The sequence below is a fragment of the Microbulbifer sp. GL-2 genome (assembly GCF_007183175.1).
GTDB lineage: Bacteria > Pseudomonadota > Gammaproteobacteria > Pseudomonadales > Cellvibrionaceae > Microbulbifer.
In genome coordinates this window covers 1,500,037-1,519,534 of the sequence record NZ_AP019807.1, presented here as the reverse complement: position 1 = coordinate 1,519,534, position 19,498 = coordinate 1,500,037, and the positions used below count along the sequence as shown (strand labels likewise).

The window sequence follows — 19,498 nt, the reverse complement described above, 5'->3', positions numbered from 1 at the left end:
ACCGGGGTTTGATACCCCGGTTCAAATTGCCGTTACTTGGTTGGTACCAGCAAGGAAATGTCGGCAACCTCAAGGAATAGCGCACGCAACTGGGCCAATAGGGCCAGGCGGTTATTACGCAGTTGCTCGTCGTCGCTCATCACCATCACATGGTCAAAGAAGTTGTCCACGGTTTCGCGAAGCCCCGCCAGGCCGGCGAGGCCCTCGGCGAACAGCGCATCGCTATACAGTGGTGCCACTTCGGAGCGGGCAACCTGTACGGCGGCGAACAGCGCCTTCTCCGCCTCTTCCTGCAGCAATACCTCATCGACATGGCCCGGTACAGCGGTATCCAGCTTGGCGAGAATATTGGAGACGCGTTTGTTGGCCGCAGCCAGGGCACCGGACTCGGGCAACTGGCTAAAAGCATTTACAGCGTGGACGCGGTTGTCGATATCCAGTGGGCGCGACAACTTACGCGCGGCAACCGCCATAAATACCTCAGTGGCAATGCCCTGGTCCTCGTACCGGGCGCGGAAGCGCTCCAGAACATATTGCAGGGTCTGCTCTATGACCTTGTCGTACTCACCCAGGGCGGTGCGCGGGTAGTTGTCGCGGGCCAGCTGCAGCAGTTCATGCAAGTCCAGGTCGAGACGCTTTTCTACCAGAATACGGATAATACCGAGGCTGGCGCGGCGCAGGGCAAAGGGGTCGCGGGAGCCGCTGGGAGGCTGGCCGATACCGAAGATACCAACCAGAGTATCCAGGCGGTCTGCCAGTGCAATCACGGTACCGGTGTCGCTGACGGGCAGTTCGTCGCCGGCAAACTTGGGCATGTACTGCTCATACATGGCCTTGGCCACATCCAGAGGCTCACCATCGTTCTCTGCATAGTAGTAACCGGCGATGCCCTGCATATCGGCAAATTCGAACACCATTTCGGTGACCAGATCCGATTTGCACAGGCGGCCAGCGCGCTCGGCCCAGTCGCCGTTACTACCGGTTTTTTCGGCGATGGTGCGCGCCAGGGATGAAACACGTTCAGTCTTGTCGTAAACACTGCCCAGGTGCTGTTGAAATACAATTTGGCGCAGCTTCTCGCGGCGAGATTCCAGACTGGTTTTCTTATCGGTTTCGAAGAAGAAGGCGGCATCGGCCAGACGCGGGCGGATAACCCGCTCGTTGCCGTGGATAACCTGTGCGGCATCCTGGCTCTCGATGTTGGACACAGTGATAAAGAAAGGCAGCAACTGGCCGTCTTCATTCACCACGTGGAAGTATTTCTGGTGCTCCTTCATCGAGGAGATCAGGGCTTCTGCGGGTACTTCCAGGAAGCGTTCCTCAAAACGGCCGGTGAGCGCTACGGGCCACTCCACCAGGGCGGTGACTTCGTCGAGCAGGTCATCGTCAATCACAGCCTCGCCGTTGACATTATTGGCTTCGGCGACCACTTGAGCGCGGATAGTCTCGCGGCGCTCGGCAAAGTCGGCCATCACATAGCCCGGTTCGCGCAGTACCTGTGCATAGTCGTGGGCAGAGTGAATTTCCAATTCGCGGTTGCAGTGGAAACGGTGGCCGCGGCTGGTTTTTCCGGCCTTGAGGCCGAGCACTTCACCATCCACTACTTGGTTGCCAAACAACATTACCAGCCAATGGACCGGGCGCACGAATTCCTCGCGGCGCAGACCCCAGCGCATGCGCTTGGGGATGGGCAGCTGTGCCAGAGACTTCTCGACAATTCCCGCCAGTAGAGATTTGCTCTCGGCACCTTGCTGTTCAGTGATAAAGGCCAGGCGTTCGCCTTTGTCAGTCTCTTTGCGTTCCAGTTCCTCAACGGTCACACCGTTACTGCGGGCGAAGCCTTCGGCGGCTTTACTGGGCTTGCCTTCATTATCGAAGGCTGCTTTGATTGCGGGGCCCAGCTTTTCAATTTGTTTATCCTGCTGCTTGTCCGCCAGGCCGAAAACGGCCACTGCCAGGCGGCGGGGAGCTGCGTAGGCTTTAACCTCGCCAAATGACAGCTCGGCGCCCTTCAGGCCCTGGGTGATGCCATCGGCGAAGGCGTTCATCAGCTTGTGCAGTGCTTTTGGTGGCAGCTCTTCGGTGCCCAGCTCTACCAGAAAATCCTGAGCCATTACTGCTTCTCCTCTTGCTCGACGTCTTCCGCCAGAATATCCGCACGCAGTGCCTCATCCGCCAGGGGGAACCCCAGCGCGCGGCGCGCATCGTAATAAGCCTGCGCCACTGCTCGGGCCAGGGTGCGTACACGCAGGATATAGCGCTGACGCTCAGTCACCGAAATGGCGTGGCGCGCATCCAGCAGGTTGAAGGCGTGGGAGGCCTTCATCACCTGCTCGTAGGCGGGTAGCGGCAGGCCCAGCTCGATCAGGCGGGAGCTCTCGCGCTCGCAGTGATCGAAGGTGGCGAACAGGAACTCCACATCGGCGTGTTCAAAGTTGTAACGGGACATCTCCACTTCATTTTGGTGGAAAACATCGCCATAGGTGACAGGGCTGCCATCCAAGTTGCGAGTCCACACCAGGTCGTAAATGGATTCGACACCCTGCAGGTACATAGCGATTCGCTCCAGGCCATAAGTGATCTCGCCGGTAACCGGGTAGCATTCGATGCCGCCCACCTGCTGGAAGTAGGTGAACTGGGTCACTTCCATACCGTTCAGCCAAACCTCCCAACCGAGCCCCCAGGCTCCGAGGGTCGGGGATTCCCAGTTGTCCTCGACAAAACGAATATCGTGGATCGCCGGATCTACGCCCATGGCGCGAAGGCTGTCGAGGTACAATTCCTGAATGTTGTCCGGGGACGGTTTCATTACCACCTGGTATTGGTAGTAGTGCTGCAGGCGGTTAGGGTTCTCGCCGTAGCGGCCGTCGGTGGGGCGGCGGCAGGGTTGCACATAGGCCGCATTCCAGTTTTCCGGGCCTATGGCGCGCAGGAAGGTAGCTGGATGAAAGGTGCCAGCGCCCACTTCCATATCCAGAGGCTGTAGAATGACGCACCCTTGGCGCGCCCAATAATCCTGCAGGGCAAAAATAAGTCCCTGAAAGGTACTGAGATCGTATTGCTTGGACACCGCTATCTCCAGATCAGTATCTGCTGTGGGCAAAGGGACGCAATTATAGCGGCAGCGGCTACTGCGCTTAAAGCGCTGTGACCACGCCAATGATTTGAATCGCCATACTTGGCATTAGGGCCGCCTATCGGCGGTGTTTTTGGAAAGGAAGTTGTTGTTTTGGATATTAAGGGGTACCTGGCTGCAGGTGCACTGAAACTGATTGGCAGGCTGTCATTGCCTTGGTCCCGACGCCTGGGGCGTTTCGCCGGTAGACTGGCGATATTAGTCCGTTCTGAGGGTCTGCGTCTGAGTAGGATCAACCTGGCGCAATGCTACCCGGCAATGGACCCGAAAAAGCGGGAGAGGCTGGCGCGTGAAAGTGTGATGAACACTGCCATCAACGGTTTCGAAATGGCTAGTATCTGGCACCATTCCTGGGCCACCAATGAAAAGGCCATAGTGCAGGTGCGCAACCAGCATTTACTGTTTCAGGGGGAAAAGGATGGCCGTGGAACCTTGGTGCTTATGCCACACACGGGCAACTGGGAAATTTTTGGCATGTACCTGGCGGCCATGGGCCCCTCCATGGCCCTGTACCAGCCGCCGAAAATTGCCGAGTTGGACCCGGTGATACGCAGCGGCCGTGAAAAGACTGGCGCAAAAATGGTACCCACTAATATTCATGGGGTGCGCTCACTGCTCAAGTGCCTGAAGGCCGGCCATGTCGCTATGGTATTACCGGATCAGGAACCGGATATGGGTGGCGATTTCGCCCCCTTTTTCGGCCGACCGGCCCTGACCATGACGCTCGCACACAACCTGCTGCAACGCACCAAGTGCCATGTAGTATTCGGCTTTGGCAAGCGGGTGGAGGGTGGTTTTGAGCTGGTTTTCCTGCCGGCAGAAAAAGCTATTCACAGCGAGGAGCAGAAGGTTTCCCTGGCGGCGATGAATCGCGGTGTGGAGGCATGCATAGCCCAGGCGCCGGAGCAGTATCAATGGGAGTACAAGCGCTTTCGCAAACAGCCGGAAGGTAAAAGTAAGATTTACCGTAAGAAAAAATAAGGCCACCTTATTGTGGCCCTTGTCCGTTTCGTGCAGCAGTGGTTTTAAGCCGCGTAGCGAAAAGCCACTATCACTGGCATACGCGCAGCGCGCCAGGCGGGGAAAAAACCGCTGATAAAGCCTATTACCAGCGCCAATATTGCGCCTTGCAGGAATAGGTCCGCTGACATCTCGAAGCTGAATACCACCTGGGTAAAGCTGCCGCCCAAGGTAGAAGTGTTGAGCCCGTCGAAGAACATAAATGCCGCCAACGAGCCTAATAGCCCGCCTGCCGCTGCCAGTACCATAGCTTCGGCAATAGTGCCGCAGAAGGCAGAAAAGTTACTGAAACCCAGCGCGCGCAGAGTGGCAATTTCCTTGGCGCGATCCGCGACAGAGGTATACATGGTGTTGAGTGCTCCTGCGAGGGCACCGAGAGCCATTACTGCGCTGATAATCCAACCAAAAGTGGCAATGTACTGTAATTGTTTGCCCTGGCTGGCGAAGTATTCACGCTCAGTCTGGGCATCCAGGTTCAGGCGTGGCTCCCGTTCAATGGTTTCCTTTACTGGGCCCAGATCACCGTCTTTGTCTAATTTTGCACGGATCGACTGATAGCTGTTTCCGCGATTGTAATGGCTCTGGATAATTTTGATATCTGCCCACAACTCACTTTCAAAAATATTACCCCCTGTGGAAAAAACACCAACCACGGTCCACAGGTTTTTGCCAAAGCGGACTTCCTTGCCGATTTCAAAGCCGTCAAATTCCCTTAACACTCCTTGTCCTACGACCATTTCATTCGTGCCTGGTGTGAACATGCGTCCTTCTACCAGACGCATATTAGTGCGCATATCCATGCCGGTTTTATTGAGACCACGCAGTGGGATATTGGCTTCGGTACCAGATGATTTCTTGATGCCATCGACAATTACATAGAGCTCAGGGGATATCAGGGGACCGTTGGCATCGTGGGCGATACCTGCAGACTCGCCAATCAAGTTAACCTGATCCTGTGTAATCACCGAATTGAGTTCGGTGGAGGAACCTTCACGCATCAGGATAGCGACTTGGTTGGAGCCGGCCCCGCGCATGGTCTCCTCAAAGCCTTTAGCCATGGCGAGAAATGCCAGTAATATTGCTACCACTACAGCTGAAGCCAAAACCATTGCCAGTGACATCCACAGGCGTCGGCGCAAGCTGCCCAGGTTCATCAGGGTTACCGAAACTATTTGTGCAATTAGAGAACCCATTCTTATTCCTCCGTTTCGGAGTTTGTTGTCATACCTGATTGCAAGAGGTTACAACCGGGTAGAATTCCAACCGTCTTATTGCTGGCGATTAAATGCTGTGACGATATTCAGCCGCAAAGCGTTAAAAGCCGGCAACAAACCGGTAATTATTCCCAATAGCAGCATAAATACCAGCGCCTGTAGTGCAATGTTACTATCCAAAATCAAATTGGGTAGAAATCTGGCGAGAAAAGTTTTAATGCCTTCTACAAGCAGCCAGGCGGCGGCAAGACCAGAGATACCGCCAATAAAGGCAATTAACATGGACTCCGACAAAACCATTCGGAAAATTCTTGGGCTGGAAAAACCCAGGGTTTTCAGTACAGCAATTTCTCCTGTACGTTCACGAATAGCCAGGGCCATGGTATTACCAACAACAATCAGGATGGTAAAAAAAGCGGTAAATACTACAGAGAAAATAATCAGACCAATATTGCCTATTTGCTCAATAAAGGCTTTATTAAAAGCTTTCTCAGTACTTGTATCAGTCTCATTTTGGGAGTTGGCAAAAGAGTCGTCGATGGTTTTCGCCACTTTTTCATTCAGGGAGGAGTCATTAGTGGTCAGTGCCATCCAGCCGATCCAGTCTCCACCAAATGTTTGGGTTTCCATAAAATACTTATAGTGAAACAGCATTTGGCGGGTATCATATTGCTCGGTATCCCCTTTAAAAATTCCGGAGACAACAAACTCCCAGGTATATCCGCCATCTTTGTGGGTAAAAATAGTGGATGATAGTGGGATTTTATCGCCCACTTTCCAGCCGTAAATCTGTGCGAGTTTCTCACCAACAAGTGCACCCTGGCGGTTATTAAACCAGGATGCTTTCTGGTCTTCGGGGACAACAACTTCTTCGTATACGCGAAGGTAAGATTCCGGCTCTACGGCCATAGAGACAATTTGTTTGGTCGGCTCCTGGTAGTAGCCACCAAACCAGTTCAGGTGGGTGACATCCTTAACACCCTCTACCGCAGCGACTTTTTGGTAGTAGGCGATGGGCAGGGATTTAGTGAAATTGATCCGGTTAAATACAACCAGGCGATTATCTGCTGAAAGCTCCACACTGGAATTCAGCGCGGTTTTCAAACTGGTTACTGCACCGAAAATCAGGAAGGCAATAAAGATGGCAAAACAGGTCAGGAATAACCGCAGGGGTTTCCTTGTCATGTTTTTATAGATTAAGTAAAGTTCGTTCATACCACGATTTCCCTCTGCACAAATTGCCCCTTGTCGAGATGCAGGGTGCGCTTGGCGTATTTAGCCGCGGCAGGGTCGTGGGTTACCATCACTATGGTCTTGCCGTGGTCGCGGTTCAGCAGTTGCAGCATTTCCAGGATTTCATCCGCGGTGGCGCGGTCCAGGTCTCCAGTAGGCTCGTCACAAAGAATCAACTTGGGATCGGAGACAATCGCACGGGCGATAGCAACCCGTTGCTGCTGACCGCCGGACATTTCACTGGACATATGTTTGGCGCGGTCGCTGAGACCCACCAGGGCGAGTGCGGTTTCTACGTTTTTGCGCCGTTGTGATTTAGATAACTTGGTCAGTAGCAGTGGCAATTCTACATTGCGCTGTGCATTCAGCATTGGCATCAGGTTATAGAACTGAAAAATAAAACCGATGTTTTCTGCCCGCCAGCGAGTCAGGGCACTCTCGCTCAGGGAGTCGATGCGTGTGCCATCAAACCAGACTTCACCGCCGCTGGGTTGGTCAACGCCGCCGAGCATATTCAGGAGGGTGGTTTTGCCCGAGCCCGAAGGCCCCATAATGGCAACGAAATCCCCCCGCTCAATATCCATATTGAGATCGTCAAAAATAGAGATTTTTTCCTTCCCTTTAATAAAGCTCTTACTGACACCTTTTAATTGAAACAACACATCTTCTGACATCTTGAAATTCCTCTTATAAGAATAAAATCAACCGTGTTGTCACCGGGGCACTAGAGAGCCGTTTCCTCCTCGGCCAGGAACCCGACTTTAACTCCCATGTCCGGCAGGATACGCGGATCTTTATCGTCGATGCCGATACGTACGCGTACAGTGGCTTTGGCACGATCGGCAGTAGGAATAATGGCGACTACGGAGGCTGGAATATCCCATTCCGGGTAGGCGTCGAGGTTGGCATTTACCCTCTGCCCCGCAGAGACCCGGCCAATAAATGCCTCGTTCACATCCACTTCAATTTCCAGGGAATTCATGTCCACGATGGTGCAGATACCGGTGCGCGTGAAGCCGCCTCCGGCAGAGCTGGGCGCGACAATTTCTCCTGGTTGGGCATTTTTCTGAGTGACGATGCCGGAGAAGGGGGCGCGAATAATATGATCTTCGAGCCGTTCCTGTTGGCGTTTGGCCTCCAGTTTGGCCACCTCGATATTGGCGCGGGCACTTCTTAAGTCGGCCCTGAGTCCTTCGGCGCTGGCCTGGCTCTGTGTGAGCTGAGCCTTGCTAGAATAGTTTTTATCGCGCAGTCCGGCGAAACGCCGGTACTGGCGTTCCGCTTCCTTGAGTTTGGCACTGATGCTTGCTTCCTGGGCTTGCAGTACCTCGACCTGTGCGAGGGCAAAATCCAGGCTGACCCGCGCCTTGGCATCATCGAGGCGTGCCAGCACTTGCCCCTCACTTACATGCATACCCTCCTCAACATCCACACTGCTGATCAGGCCCATTACCTCGGCAGATACAGTGGCCATGCGGCGCGCAGTGATGTAACCAGAGGCGTTGAGCACAGTTTCGGTTCGCTCGCGGACAGCGGGTGCTGGGATAGTAGACTTGGCGGGAAGGGTTTCTGTTGATGCTACTGAGGACTGCTCCCCTGCCAATAGTGTGGCAGCGGCAAACCCCATAACCAAGCCGGCAGCGGTGCCTATAGAGGCCGCCAGCCAGGTTTTTCGAGATGATGTAGGTGCTTCTGGAACCGCATCCCGGTCAATTTTCAACTGACCGAGCAGCTCACTGGTGTTTCTGCTCATACCGCCATGTTCTTATTAGTCACTTCCTGTAGAAGACAACTTTGGCAGAAACTAAAAAATATTGCTATGCGATATCGGACAGGGGAGGTCTGAGAGTTTAATGGCGCCAGAAAGCGGGAGTTAGCAGTACCAACAAGGTAAAAATTTCCAACCGCCCCATCAGCATGGCGAGGATCAGAAACCACTTGGCCACTTCATTGACTGAGCCGTAGTGAGAGGCCGCATCGCCCAGGGCAGGTCCAATATTACTCAGGCAGGAGGCAACCGTGGTGACGGCGGTGACAAAATCCTCGCCGGTGGCGATCACAATAATGGAGAGGATAAAAAACGACAGGACATAGACGGCGAAAAATCCCCAGACAGCATCGGTCACCCGGTCTGGCACTATCTTGCGATTGATCTTGATAGGTATTACCGCATTGGCGTGCACCAGCCGGTTCAGTTCACGCATACCCGACTTCATAATCAACATACCGCGCACAGCCTTGATGCCTCCGGAAGTCGAACCAGCGCAGGCGCCAAGAATACCCAGAAGTAATAATGCATAGGGCAGGAATACCGGCCAGGCGGAAAAATTTTCAGAAGCAAAACCGGCAGTGGTGCTGATTGAGACAACCTGGAAAAAGCCGTGCAGCAGGCTGTTGCCAGGAGAGAAAATATTCAATATCCACAGGTAACAACTGATCAGTAAGCCGGCGCCTAAAATCAGCATCAAATAAAAACGAAATTCGGAATCGCGCCAGTAATGCTTCAGGGTTTTATTGCGAAAAGCGTAAAAATGCAGGCCGAAGTTGATTGCCGCAGTGAACATGAAAATGATGCAGATCACCATGATTGCTCGATTGTGGGCATAGAAGCCCATACTGGCATCATGGGTGGAGAAACCACCGTTAGCCACGGTGGAAAAGGCGTGGCCCACTGCGTCGAAAACCGTCATGCCAGCCCACCAGTAGCCAATGCCACATAGAATGGTGAGAATCACATAAATCACGATCAGCGCACGCGCAGTTTCGGCGATACGTGGTGTCAATTTGGTATCTTTTACCGGCCCTGGAATTTCCGCCTTGTATAACTGCATACCGCCGATACCCAGCATAGGCAGGATGGCCAGGGCAATTACAATCACGCCTATTCCACCAAACCACTGTAATTGCTGACGGTAATAGAGAATTGCCGGGGGCAGGGAGTCCAGACCGGTAATTACCGTAGCACCAGTGGTGGTGAGACCGGAGATGGACTCAAAAATAGAGTCGGTAATACTCAGGTCCGGCTGTGGGCTGATTATAAAAGGCAGGGCACCGAAACTGCCGAGGATCAGCCAGAACAGCGAGGTCACTACAAAGCCGTCGCGGGTGCGCAGGTCCTGGCGCAGATCGTGCACCGGCAGCCACATAAATAAGCCGGTAATCAGGGTAATTACAAAAGCTGCGACAAAGGCGCTGTGCGTATCGTCGCTATACCACAGCGATACCACGATCGGCGGCAGCAGTGTCAGGCTGAACACCGTCAGGAGAATTCCAAAAACTCGCGCAATTACCGCAATTCGCATTGGCGCCTATCAGCCTGTTATCTGTAGTTTCTTTATATGGACGGCGGGGACAGTAATCGCCCAGGTTATAAATAGGGTTTGCTTCTAGAAAAAGCCAAAACCTACCTGGAACAACTGTTCCACATGGCGTGTCTGGCGGCGATCTACCAAGAATACAATCACGTGATCGTCACTTTGCACAATCACGTCGTCATGAGCCATCAAAACTTCGCTGCCATTTTCCGTTTCGCGCACAATGGCGCCAATTGAGGCGCCCTCGGGCAGATCGATATCCTCAATTTTCTTTCCCACCACCTTGGAGGTGCGCTCATCACCATGGGCGACAACTTCAATGGCTTCAGCTGCACCGCGGCGCAGGGAGTGAACATTGACCATATCGCCGCGGCGTACATGGGTAAGCAGACTGCCGATAGTATTTTGCTGCGGGGAAATCGCAATATCGATCTCACCCCCTGAACCAAGTCGACGTAAGCGCGATTGTTGATCAGGGTCATTACCTTGCGCGCCCCAAGGCGCTTGGCCAGTAGTGATGACATGATATTAGCTTCGTCATCATTGGTTAGGGCGAGGAACACATCGGTATCCTCGATATTTTCCTCCAGCAGCAGCTCCTGATCGGAGGCATTACCATGCAAAATAATGGTGTGTGAAAGTTCTTCGGACAAGAACACACAACGCTCGTGGCTCTGCTCAATAATCTTTACCGAGTAGCGATTCTCCAGCTTGGTGGCGAGGCGCAGGCCAATATTGCCACCGCCGGCGATCACCACGCGCTTATAGCCGTGTTCCAGGCGACGTAGTTCGCTCATTACCGCGCGAATATCGGCCCGTGCGGCGATAAAGAAGACTTCATCGCCGGCTTCAATGACCGTATCACCCTGGGGAATTATCGGGCGGTTGCGACGATAAATAGCCGCCACGCGAGTATCCACCTTGGGCATATGTTCGCGCAGGTAGCGTAACTGATGCCCGACCAGTGGGCCGCCCTGTACCGCTAACACGGTGACCAGCTGTACGCGACCGCCGGCGAAATCCAATACCTGCAGCGCACCGGGGTGTTCCATCAGGCGCGCGATATATTCCGATACCAATTGTTCGGGACTGATCAGGACATCGATGGGGATGGCCTGGTTATCGAAAAGCTCTGGATACTGCAGGTAGGAGGAAGCGCGTACCCGCGCGATTTTGGTGGGCACACGGAACAGTGAATGGGCAATTTGGCAGGCTGCCATATTGGTTTCATCGTTATTGGTCACTGCCACCAGGATGTCGGCATCCTCGATGCCGGCCTCCATCAGTATGTCGGGATGGGAGGCGTGACCTAACACCACACCGATATCGATGCGATCACGGAGTTCGCGCAAGGTTTTCTCGTCGCTGTCCACCAGGACAATATCATTGCGCTCGGAGGCCAGGGCCTCAGCCAGTGAGCCGCCCACCTGGCCGGCGCCGAGAATGACAATTTTCATATCGAGTGAGACTCGCGGCTCAAGCCGCTATTATTCGGCCTTGCTCAGCAGAGCGTAGTAGAAACCGTCACCGCCATCGGTCCTGGGCAACAGTTGCATACCCGCAGCCTGCTTCTCTCCCCAAGGCTTGTCGTTAAGCAGTTCGGGAGTATTGTCGCTCGCATCCTCGGTCTCCGCAATGAAGGTTGTGACAACTTCACTGTTTTCTGTGGGCAGCACTGAACAGGTAGCATAAACCAGGCTGCCACCGGGTTTCAGCAGCGGCCAGATGGCACGCAACATATCCCCCTGCAGTTGGGCCAGCTCGGGAATATCGTCATCGCGACGCAACAGCTTGATATCCGGATTACGGCGGATAACACCTGTGGCGGAGCAGGGCGCGTCGAGTAGGATACGGTCGAAATGCTGGCCGTCCCACCAGGCTTCCGGCGCGACGGCGTCGGCGCAAATCAATTTTGCGCTCAGGCCACAACGGTCGAGATTTTCCTGTACGCGGTCAAGGCGATTTTCCTCAATATCCAAAGCGCTCAACGCGATAGTGGGCTGCTGTTCCAGCAGGTGGCAGCTTTTACCGCCCGGAGCTGCACAGGCATCCAGCACTCGTTCGCCCTGCTGTGGAGCCAGAATCTGGGCTGCCAGTTGTGCGGATTCATCCTGCACGCTCACCAGCCCCTCAGAGAAGCCTGGCAGAACACCTACTGATACCGGCTCAACCAGGGTGATACCCACCGGCGATATGGCACAGGGCTCAGCAGATAGGCCTGTTTCGTCGAGTTGTTGCAAATAGTCCGCGCGGGAAATCTTGGAGGTGTTTACCCGCAGGGTCATAGACGGATTTAGGTTGTTGGCACGAAAGATGTCTGATGCCTGTTCGGGCCAGGCGGCCTTGATACGTTGCTGTAACCAGGCCGGATGCATGGAGCTGAACTGGGGATTACCGGACAGCTTGCGTTGTAGTTGATCGCTGTTGCGCAGAGCATTGCGCAATACACCATTGATGACACCCGTGGCTCGATCGAGGCCAAGGCTGCGTGCGGCATTTACTGTAGCGGAAATGGCTGCATGATCGGGGATGCGAGTGTATTCCAATTGGTACAGACCCAACATAATCAAAGCGCTGACCAGGGTATCGCCAGGCTTTTTGCGCAGTAATTTAGCGGCGATTAATTGCAGGCGAGGTGCGTAGCGTGCGCTGCCGTAGCACAGCTCGCGCAACAGGGCGCGGTCACGCTCTTCGACTTTGTCCTCGGCTTTGGGTAACAGTCGTGCCAGAGAGCCTTGCTCCTCCAGCAGGACGGCGACAACTCGAGCCGCCTCGGCGCGTACATCTTTACTCATAATACTTTTTCACCCAGCAGTGTGCCGAGAGCGAACAGGTCCCGGTAGCCTTTGAGGATTTCCGCCGTGGGCAGGGCTTTTTTGCCGGGCAGTTGTAATAATTGCAGTCGCAGGGCCTGGTGGCCACAGGCAACGAGGATACCTTCGTCATCGCTGGCTAAGATGGTGCCGGGAGCACCGTTGTGGCACCCAAGCTCAAGTACGGCGCTGAAAATGCGCAGGCGTTGTTCGCCCTTTTTTTCGCGATAGGTGGTCCAGCAAACCGGGAATGGATTGAAGGCGCGGATCTGCCGCTGTAGTTCCTCTGCGGGACGCTGCCAGTCAAGCCGAGCCTCCTCCTTGGAAATCTTATTCGCATAGTTGGCCAGCGTGTGATCCTGGGTTTCAGGCTTGGCGGTGCCTGCTGCCAGCTGCGCCAGGGCTTCGATCAAGGCTGGGCCGCCGAGCTCGGCCAGTTTATTGTGCAGGCTTCCACCGGTTTCACTCTGTCCAATGGAGCAGCGCTTCTCGACCAGTACAGGTCCCGTATCCAGTCCGGCCTCCATCTGCATGATGGCCACACCACTCTCACTGTCGCCAGCCTCTACTGCGCGCTGGATCGGTGCGGCACCGCGCCATCGGGGCAATAGGGAAGCGTGCACGTTGATACAGCCCAATCGGGGGGTGTCTAAAACTTTTTGGGGCAAAATCAGGCCATAAGCCACAACCACCATAATGTCTGCACCCAGGGCTGCAAACTCTGCCTGGGCGTCCTCGTCACGCAGACTGAGGGGTTGGTACACAGGAATATCGTGGGAAAGCGCCAGTTGTTTGACCGGGCTGGCCAGCAGTTTTTTGCCGCGCCCCGCAGGCCTGTCTGGCTGGGTGTAAACGGCGATGACAGTGTGCTCGCTGGCGAGCAGAGCTTGCAGGTGCACGGCGGCAAAGTCCGGCGTGCCGGCAAAGATGATATTCACTGGTTAATTCTCAGGTCGGGGCAGAGATGGCGCCGGACATGCCGGCAGCCAGTTTTCTGTATCAGGCGCGTCGGCGCTGGGATTTCTCCAGCTTCGAGCGAATGCGGTTGCGCTTGAGTGGGGAGATGTAATCCACGAACAGTTTGCCATCCAGGTGGTCAACTTCGTGTTGAATACAAACAGCCAAAAGCCCCTCTGCCTCAATGGCAAAAGGCTCACCGTTGCGATCAAGGGCCTTTATCCGCACTTTTCGTGGGCGTTCTACGGTTTCGTAGAAACCGGGCACCGACAGACAGCCCTCATCGTACTGGTGGATTTCCTCTTCCAGTACCTCGATTTCAGGATTAATAAAGCCCAGTGGTTCGCTCCCATCCTCGGAGATATCCACCACGACAACGCGCTCCTGCACATTAACCTGAATAGCGGCGAGGCCGATACCGGGCGCGGCATACATGGTTTCGAACATGTCGTCCAGCAGCTGCCGGTGTGTATCGGTCACATCAGCGACGGGTTTTGCGACCTCACGCAGACGCGGATCAGGAAATTCCAGTATCTCGAGTTTAGCCATAACACCTGTGACAAACTTCTAGTATTCGTTGAACGTGCGCTGATAACATTATGATCGCGCTCAATATTTACCGAGTGGACCCCTGATTTTCGTTGGCGCCCTGCGCCTGGGTCCGGCTACTTTCCACCAGAGGGTGGCCCGGCGCTGAGAATTATAGCGATAAAGAGCATAGGAATGCTTCCATGAAAAAAATAATCCTGGCCGCTGTATCGATGCTGGCGGTAGCCCTGGGCACCGAAGCGCAGGATCAGGTACGCCTGAACCCCAGTCATCCCGATGCTTATGTAGTGCAAAAGGGAGATACCCTGTGGGATATCTCCAGCGAGTTCCTGGTGCAGCCCTGGTACTGGCCGGAGATCTGGCAGGTGAACCCACAAGTGGAAAACCCGCACTTGATCTATCCCGGCGACAGCCTACGCCTGGTATATGTGGATGGCCAGCCGCAATTGCAGTTACAGCGAGGCCCGCGCGCATACCAACTGTCACCGGGAGGGAAGGGCAACCGCCTGGCGCCGCAAATCCGTCGTGAGTCAGTCGAGGATGCAATCCCGGCGATCCCCCTGGATGCAATCAACGCCTTCCTGTCGCGCACTCGTATTGTTGAGCCGAGTGCTTTTGAAGGCACGCCTTATGTGGTCTCTGGCTCAGATAACCATATCCTGATGGGTGCTGGCGATACTATCTACGCCCGCGGTGACTTCGATACTCCTCTGGCCTCTTACGGCCTCTACCGTCCCGGCCCGGTTTATGTTGACCCCGTCAGCAGTGAAACCCTGGGGCGCCAGGCGCTGGGTGTGGGTGAGGTGGACTTGTTGCAGCTGGACCCGGACAACCTGCCGGGCTTTTCCGTTGCAACTCTGGGCGTGGCCAATACGGCCCGTGAAATTCGCCTGGAAGATCGCCTGATGCCGGTAGAGGAACGCTCAATCGATGCGCTGTTCCATCCTAGTGCCCCTGTCGTGCCTGTGGATGGATTGATTGTTGGAGTGGACGAGGGAGTGACCCAGGTCGGGAAGTTCGACGTGGTTATCCTTAACCTCGGGGATCGTGACGGCATAGTGCCAGGCAATGTTATGGCTGTTTACAAGCGCGGATCCGTTGTTCGCGATCGTATTGCCGGGGACAGTGTAAAACTGCCCGACGAGCGTGCAGGCGAAATGATGGTGTTTCGCACATTTGAGAAGATGAGCCTCGCTCTGGTACTCGAGGCGGAGCGCCCTCTGGCCGTGATGGATCTGGTGCGTAACCCCTGATAGCCTCTCATCCTTAAATATACTGCGGCGGATCTTGCTGTTTGGGCCGCCGCTCAATAAATAAAAACAGAGATAACGGTAAGCTGCATGGAGGCGTTAACCGCTAGCATGGCCCTGCTGCGACTGGAGGGCATAGGCCCCGCCCGCTATTGGCAATTGCTGGAGAACTTCGGCTGCCCGGTACAGGCATTGCAGCAGCTCCCCAATACCCTGCTATCAAAACTGCCGGCCCGAGCCCAGTCCCAGTGGTATGAATTCATCCGCCTGCAGGCGCAAAGTACACTGGTCAGCTGGGTGGAAGAAGAGCGTGCACGCTGTGCAGAGATCGGGGTTCGACTCCTGTGTTGCAGTGATGCCGATTACCCAATTCTACTCGCTGAGATTTCCCGCCCGCCACCCGTGCTCTATCTTCGCGGCTGTATAGAGAGCCTGCGGCTGCCACAGATTGCCATCGTAGGTGCACGTCGCGCCACCACTGCAGGTCTGGACAACGCCCGCGCTTTTGCCGCAGAGCTTGCTGGTGCTGGTTTTGCTATTACCTCCGGGCTCGCCTTGGGCGTGGATGCGGCCGCGCATCGGGGGGCTCTGCAAGGAGGGGGCGTAACTATTGCGGTATTGGGCAGTGGAGTCGATCTTATCTATCCCATGCACAACAGGGATCTTGCCGAGGAAATTCTCAGCAGTGGAGGGGCAATTATCAGTGAACTGCCCTTAGGTAGCAGTGCAGAGGCCAAAAACTTCCCGCGTCGCAATCGCATTATCAGCGGGCTCTCTTTGGGGGTGTTATTGGTGGAAGCGGCGCTGCGCTCTGGCTCACTGATAACTGCGCGCTTGGCGTTGGAGCAAAATCGCGAAGTATTTGCCATTCCCGGTTCAATTCATAACCCGATGGCCAAAGGTTGTCATCACCTTATCCGGCAGGGGGCGACCCTGGTAGAAACCAGCAATGACATTGCCCCTGAACTGGGGGGGCTGCTGTCAGAGCCCGTTACCAGGGAAACTGCGCAAGTCGTATTGGATATTCGCCAACAGGCATTGGTGGATGCCCTGGCTGGTGGTCCCCGCAGTATCGAGCAGCTGGCGCGGGATACAGGGGAAGGTTCCGGGGAACTGATGGCCTTACTGTTACAGTTGGAGCTGGAAGGGCTTCTGGGCCAACTACCTGGAGGATATCAGCTGACTACCCGTGGGGCAGCTTGTTGCAGGTTGGCTGAGAAAGACCAAACTTAAGCAATAACTATCAGACTTTCTAGTAACTTACTCAGGCCACGCTCCGAATAACAAAGTTGCGTAAGGGTATTTTTAAGTAATGGAACGGAGCCGTTCTGCCCGATTGAAATCTTCAAAATCCTTTCTGGATAGGTCGAAGGATGGGCAAGGTCATAGTCAGTAGTTGAAATTTATTTTATCTCAGCAAAAACCCATCCTGACTTTTGTGATAAAAGTGTATTTCATAAATGTTGTATTTTAAAAATACATAGCAAGGACGGTTTATGATAATGCAAAAAATAAGAATAATTTCCCTTTTAATAATGATTGCAGGGTTGGCTGGATGCGCGTTACAGCCCTCAGTCACAGCTTCTCTGCCACCACAGGAGTTTTCAAAAGAACATTTACTTTCTGGTGCTGTTATTTTGGGGCACCCGGTAACAGATGTTGATCTTCCCAATATAGATATTCTGGGAGTGAATAGTGAGATGCGATCATTTTTGGCGTCGGTCGATGGTGGGTCCGATAGTGATCACTTTGATGCCTTGGTGAAAAGTTTACAAAGCAAAAATTTCTCAATTTTTTATGATGCCGATGCCACTTTGGATGCCTCTGAAGTGTTTGAGGAGCAGCGGGGTAACTGTATGGCATTTAGAGCTTTTATGGTTGCCATGGCTCGAGGACTTGGTCTTGAGATCAAGTTTAACCAAGTATTTATTCCAGAAACCCGGTATTTTGAAGGTCAGCATACCTTTGTTTACCAACATATCAATGTCATTGCTGATCTCGGTAGTGAGCAGCGTGTCCTGGATTTCAACTTTGTTGATTACAATCCAGTATATCGACAAAAAACGCTGGAAGATGTTGACGCGTTTGCCAGGTTTTATAGCAATCTGGCAATGGATTTTCTTTCGCAGCGGAATATCGCTCAAGCATTTCTCTATCTACGCAAAGCCCTATCTTTATCGCCCGATACTGCAGATCTTTGGAATAATTTGGGCGCAATATATCGCTCTGCAGGTCATGCAGATCAGGCAATTGACGCCTATGGGGTTTCCCTTGCATTAGATAGCAACAATATGATCGCGCTGAGTAATCTGGAGGGCGCACTTAGAAACCGTGGTGATTTTGCTTTGGCGGATATTCTCTTTAAGCGGATACAGAGGTATCGAGAACAAAATCCCTACTACTGGTATGGCATTGCCCTGGCAGCTTATAAGCAGGAGCATTTTGAATTGGCAGTTGAGGGGGCAAAAGACGCGATTTCCCTGGAAAGGGGGGATCACCGCTTTCACTTTCTCCTAGGAATGGCTCGGTTAAAGGTTGGTGATAATGGCTACCGAAATAGCTTTCGGCAGGCCTTGACCCTTTCGGCGGCTAACGAGGATCAAAAACGTTACCGGAGAAAGTTGGATACTCTTGGGTTAGGAGATATAAAGCCAGTCCTCCCGGCTGGAAGAGTTAGACGCTCAGAAAGCATAAGGCCATGGACATGGTGGTGGTACCTGTGAATCTGAGCATGGTCCCTACGCGGGAAAAATGGAAGCAGCTAATATTGGCCAAGCAGGAGTGTTTGAATTTTGAACGATTAAACTGGTTGGCAGCGGCAATATCTTGTGCCCGGCTGCGCAATCGGCTAGATTGCCGCGCTTCCCCCCGCTTCGACAGTAAAGAGAGTTGAAATGAGCAAGCCTTTTGTAGCAATTCTGATGGGTTCCGACTCCGATCTGCCAGTTATGGAAGCCGCTTTCGGCATATTGGAGAAGTTTGACATTCCTTTTGAGGTGAAAGTCACTTCCGCCCACCGCACCCCAGAAGCCACCCACAACTACGTCACTGATGCTGATAAGCGTGGTTGTGCTGCGTTCATCTGCGCTGCAGGTATGGCCGCACACCTGGCTGGTGCCGTATCCGCCACCACCTTGAAGCCGGTAATTGGTGTGCCGATTAATGCTTCTCTGGATGGCCTGGATGCCCTGCTGTCTACCGTACAGATGCCTGGTGGCATTCCGGTAGCAACGGTGGCAATTGGCAAGGCAGGCGCCAAGAACGCTGCCTACCTGGCTGCACAGATTATCGGTTCCTCCGATGCTGAAATGCACCAAAAACTGGTGGATGAGCGTCGTGCCAATGCTGAAGCGATTATCGCCAAGGATGAGCAGCTGCAAAAAGACCTGCAGCAGCGCAAAGCCTAGTAACTCGCTACTATGTTGTATTCACCGCTCGCTGTACAGCAGGCCGCCCGCGCCCTGGCTGCGGGCGGTGTAATTGCTCACCCCACGGAATCCGTGTGGGGACTGGCCTGTGATCCAAATAATTTGCAGGCAGTTCGGCGCTTGTTGCAGCTGAAGAACCGACCGCTGGAAAAGGGGCTGATCCTGGTTTCCGGTGAAGAGGATAGCTTTAGTGAATTGCTTGGTACCCTCAGTGATGAGCAGCGCCGACAAATGCGCGACACCTGGCCGGGACCTGTTACCTGGTTGGTTCCCCATTTAAACCGCGTACCCTATTGGGTTTGTGGTGCCCACTCGTCAGTCGCCTTGCGCTGTACTGACCACCCGTTCACCGCAGCATTAACACGCGCCTTCGGCGGTGCTATTGTATCCACGTCCGCCAATCCAGCGGGGTGTCAGCCCGCTCGACATAAGTACCAGGTTTTGCGTTACTTCGGCGATGCGCTCAATTTTGTTGGTGGCGGTGCCACTGGCGGCCGCAGCGCACCCAGTGAGATCCGCGATCTGATCAGCGGAAGGTTGATGCGTCCGGGCGGTTGATTTCAGACAAGCAAAAGCAGTATTTC

16 protein-coding genes and 1 pseudogene are annotated in these 19,498 nt (G+C 54.0%); 6 read left to right on the top strand and 11 right to left on the bottom strand.

Annotated features, from left to right (window positions below; translation table 11 throughout):
• Positions 1-32: 32 nt before the first annotated feature.
• Positions 33-2,114 (bottom strand): glycine--tRNA ligase subunit beta, encoded by a 2,082-nt coding sequence (gene glyS / locus GL2_RS06655; RefSeq protein ID WP_143729926.1) that lies wholly within the window; start codon positions 2,112-2,114, stop codon positions 33-35.
• On the bottom strand, positions 2,114-3,070 hold the full coding sequence (gene glyQ / locus GL2_RS06650; protein ID WP_143729925.1) for a glycine--tRNA ligase subunit alpha: 957 nt from the start codon (positions 3,068-3,070) through the stop codon (positions 2,114-2,116). Before glyQ ends, glyS begins: the two co-directional genes overlap by 1 nt.
• A gap of 159 nt (positions 3,071-3,229) precedes the next feature.
• Between glyQ and GL2_RS06645 the strand changes: the two genes are divergently transcribed.
• A complete protein-coding gene (locus tag GL2_RS06645) occupies positions 3,230-4,117 on the top strand; it encodes a lysophospholipid acyltransferase family protein (RefSeq protein ID WP_143729924.1) in 888 nt (295 codons plus the stop codon).
• 44 nt (positions 4,118-4,161) lie between these two features.
• Here the strand turns inward: GL2_RS06645 and GL2_RS06640 are convergent, their stop codons facing one another.
• The 9 genes and pseudogenes from GL2_RS06640 to def all read right to left on the bottom strand — a co-directional run bounded on the left by GL2_RS06640 (position 4,162) and on the right by def (position 14,236).
• Positions 4,162-5,349 carry an FtsX-like permease family protein gene (locus GL2_RS06640; protein ID WP_143729923.1) on the bottom strand — a complete coding sequence of 396 codons (1,188 nt, stop codon included), beginning with the start codon at positions 5,347-5,349 and terminating at the stop codon, positions 4,162-4,164.
• Positions 5,350-5,424: 75 nt separating this feature from the next.
• A complete protein-coding gene (locus GL2_RS06635; RefSeq protein ID WP_143729922.1) occupies positions 5,425-6,585 on the bottom strand; it encodes an ABC transporter permease in 1,161 nt (386 codons plus the stop codon).
• Positions 6,582-7,277, bottom strand: a complete 696-nt coding sequence (locus tag GL2_RS06630; protein ID WP_143729921.1) for an ABC transporter ATP-binding protein — start codon at positions 7,275-7,277, stop codon at positions 6,582-6,584. The genes GL2_RS06635 and GL2_RS06630 overlap by 4 nt, the downstream gene beginning before the upstream one ends.
• Positions 7,278-7,327: 50 nt before the next feature.
• Positions 7,328-8,356, bottom strand: a complete 1,029-nt coding sequence (locus GL2_RS06625; RefSeq protein ID WP_143729920.1) for an efflux RND transporter periplasmic adaptor subunit — start codon at positions 8,354-8,356, stop codon at positions 7,328-7,330.
• 97 nt (positions 8,357-8,453) lie between these two features.
• Entirely contained in the window at positions 8,454-9,905 is a 1,452-nt protein-coding gene (locus tag GL2_RS06620; RefSeq protein ID WP_143729919.1) for a TrkH family potassium uptake protein, read from the bottom strand.
• Between the two features lie 84 nt (positions 9,906-9,989).
• Positions 9,990-11,374: pseudogene (gene trkA, locus GL2_RS06615) on the bottom strand (Trk system potassium transporter TrkA).
• 30 nt (positions 11,375-11,404) lie between these two features.
• The gene (rsmB, locus tag GL2_RS06610; protein WP_143729918.1) at positions 11,405-12,712 is read right to left on the bottom strand and encodes a 16S rRNA (cytosine(967)-C(5))-methyltransferase RsmB; all 1,308 of its coding nucleotides are present in this window, start codon (positions 12,710-12,712) and stop codon (positions 11,405-11,407) included.
• Positions 12,709-13,668 carry a methionyl-tRNA formyltransferase gene (gene fmt / locus GL2_RS06605; RefSeq protein ID WP_143729917.1) on the bottom strand — a complete coding sequence of 320 codons (960 nt, stop codon included), beginning with the start codon at positions 13,666-13,668 and terminating at the stop codon, positions 12,709-12,711. Before fmt ends, rsmB begins: the two co-directional genes overlap by 4 nt.
• A gap of 61 nt (positions 13,669-13,729) precedes the next feature.
• Positions 13,730-14,236 carry a peptide deformylase gene (def, locus tag GL2_RS06600; RefSeq protein WP_143729916.1) on the bottom strand — a complete coding sequence of 169 codons (507 nt, stop codon included), beginning with the start codon at positions 14,234-14,236 and terminating at the stop codon, positions 13,730-13,732.
• A 182-nt stretch (positions 14,237-14,418) separates the two neighbouring features.
• Between def and GL2_RS06595 the strand changes: the two genes are divergently transcribed.
• The 5 genes from GL2_RS06595 (at position 14,419) to GL2_RS06575 (ending at position 19,472) form a co-directional block, all read left to right on the top strand.
• Positions 14,419-15,489 carry a LysM peptidoglycan-binding domain-containing protein gene (locus GL2_RS06595; protein ID WP_143729915.1) on the top strand — a complete coding sequence of 357 codons (1,071 nt, stop codon included), beginning with the start codon at positions 14,419-14,421 and terminating at the stop codon, positions 15,487-15,489.
• A gap of 87 nt (positions 15,490-15,576) precedes the next feature.
• Positions 15,577-16,719, top strand: coding sequence for a DNA-processing protein DprA (gene dprA, locus GL2_RS06590; protein WP_143729914.1), 1,143 nt, complete (start codon positions 15,577-15,579; stop codon positions 16,717-16,719).
• A gap of 269 nt (positions 16,720-16,988) precedes the next feature.
• On the top strand, positions 16,989-18,209 hold the full coding sequence (locus tag GL2_RS06585; protein WP_172621079.1) for a transglutaminase domain-containing protein: 1,221 nt from the start codon (positions 16,989-16,991) through the stop codon (positions 18,207-18,209).
• Positions 18,210-18,380: 171 nt separating this feature from the next.
• Positions 18,381-18,893, top strand: coding sequence for a 5-(carboxyamino)imidazole ribonucleotide mutase (gene purE, locus GL2_RS06580; protein WP_143729912.1), 513 nt, complete (start codon positions 18,381-18,383; stop codon positions 18,891-18,893).
• 12 nt (positions 18,894-18,905) lie between these two features.
• Positions 18,906-19,472: an L-threonylcarbamoyladenylate synthase gene (locus GL2_RS06575; RefSeq protein WP_143729911.1), complete on the top strand. Its 567-nt coding sequence runs from the start codon at positions 18,906-18,908 to the stop codon at positions 19,470-19,472.
• Positions 19,473-19,498 lie beyond the last annotated feature (26 nt).

Excerpts from the sequence above, each read along its gene's own strand:
- glyS (WP_143729926.1), bottom strand. The coding sequence starts at position 2,114 with ATGGCTCAGGATTTTCTGGTAGAGCTGGGCACCGAAGAGCTGCCACCA.
- purE (WP_143729912.1), top strand. The coding sequence starts at position 18,381 with ATGAGCAAGCCTTTTGTAGCAATTCTGATGGGTTCCGACTCCGATCTG.
- dprA (WP_143729914.1), top strand. The coding sequence starts at position 15,577 with ATGGAGGCGTTAACCGCTAGCATGGCCCTGCTGCGACTGGAGGGCATA.
- GL2_RS06585 (WP_172621079.1), top strand. The coding sequence starts at position 16,989 with ATGCAAAAAATAAGAATAATTTCCCTTTTAATAATGATTGCAGGGTTG.
- GL2_RS06620 (WP_143729919.1), bottom strand. The coding sequence starts at position 9,905 with ATGCGAATTGCGGTAATTGCGCGAGTTTTTGGAATTCTCCTGACGGTG.
- GL2_RS06575 (WP_143729911.1), top strand. The coding sequence starts at position 18,906 with ATGTTGTATTCACCGCTCGCTGTACAGCAGGCCGCCCGCGCCCTGGCT.
- GL2_RS06630 (WP_143729921.1), bottom strand. The coding sequence starts at position 7,277 with ATGTCAGAAGATGTGTTGTTTCAATTAAAAGGTGTCAGTAAGAGCTTT.
- GL2_RS06640 (WP_143729923.1), bottom strand. The coding sequence starts at position 5,349 with ATGGGTTCTCTAATTGCACAAATAGTTTCGGTAACCCTGATGAACCTG.
- def (WP_143729916.1), bottom strand. The coding sequence starts at position 14,236 with ATGGCTAAACTCGAGATACTGGAATTTCCTGATCCGCGTCTGCGTGAG.
- GL2_RS06635 (WP_143729922.1), bottom strand. The coding sequence starts at position 6,585 with ATGAACGAACTTTACTTAATCTATAAAAACATGACAAGGAAACCCCTG.
- GL2_RS06625 (WP_143729920.1), bottom strand. The coding sequence starts at position 8,356 with ATGAGCAGAAACACCAGTGAGCTGCTCGGTCAGTTGAAAATTGACCGG.
- rsmB (WP_143729918.1), bottom strand. The coding sequence starts at position 12,712 with ATGAGTAAAGATGTACGCGCCGAGGCGGCTCGAGTTGTCGCCGTCCTG.
- GL2_RS06595 (WP_143729915.1), top strand. The coding sequence starts at position 14,419 with ATGAAAAAAATAATCCTGGCCGCTGTATCGATGCTGGCGGTAGCCCTG.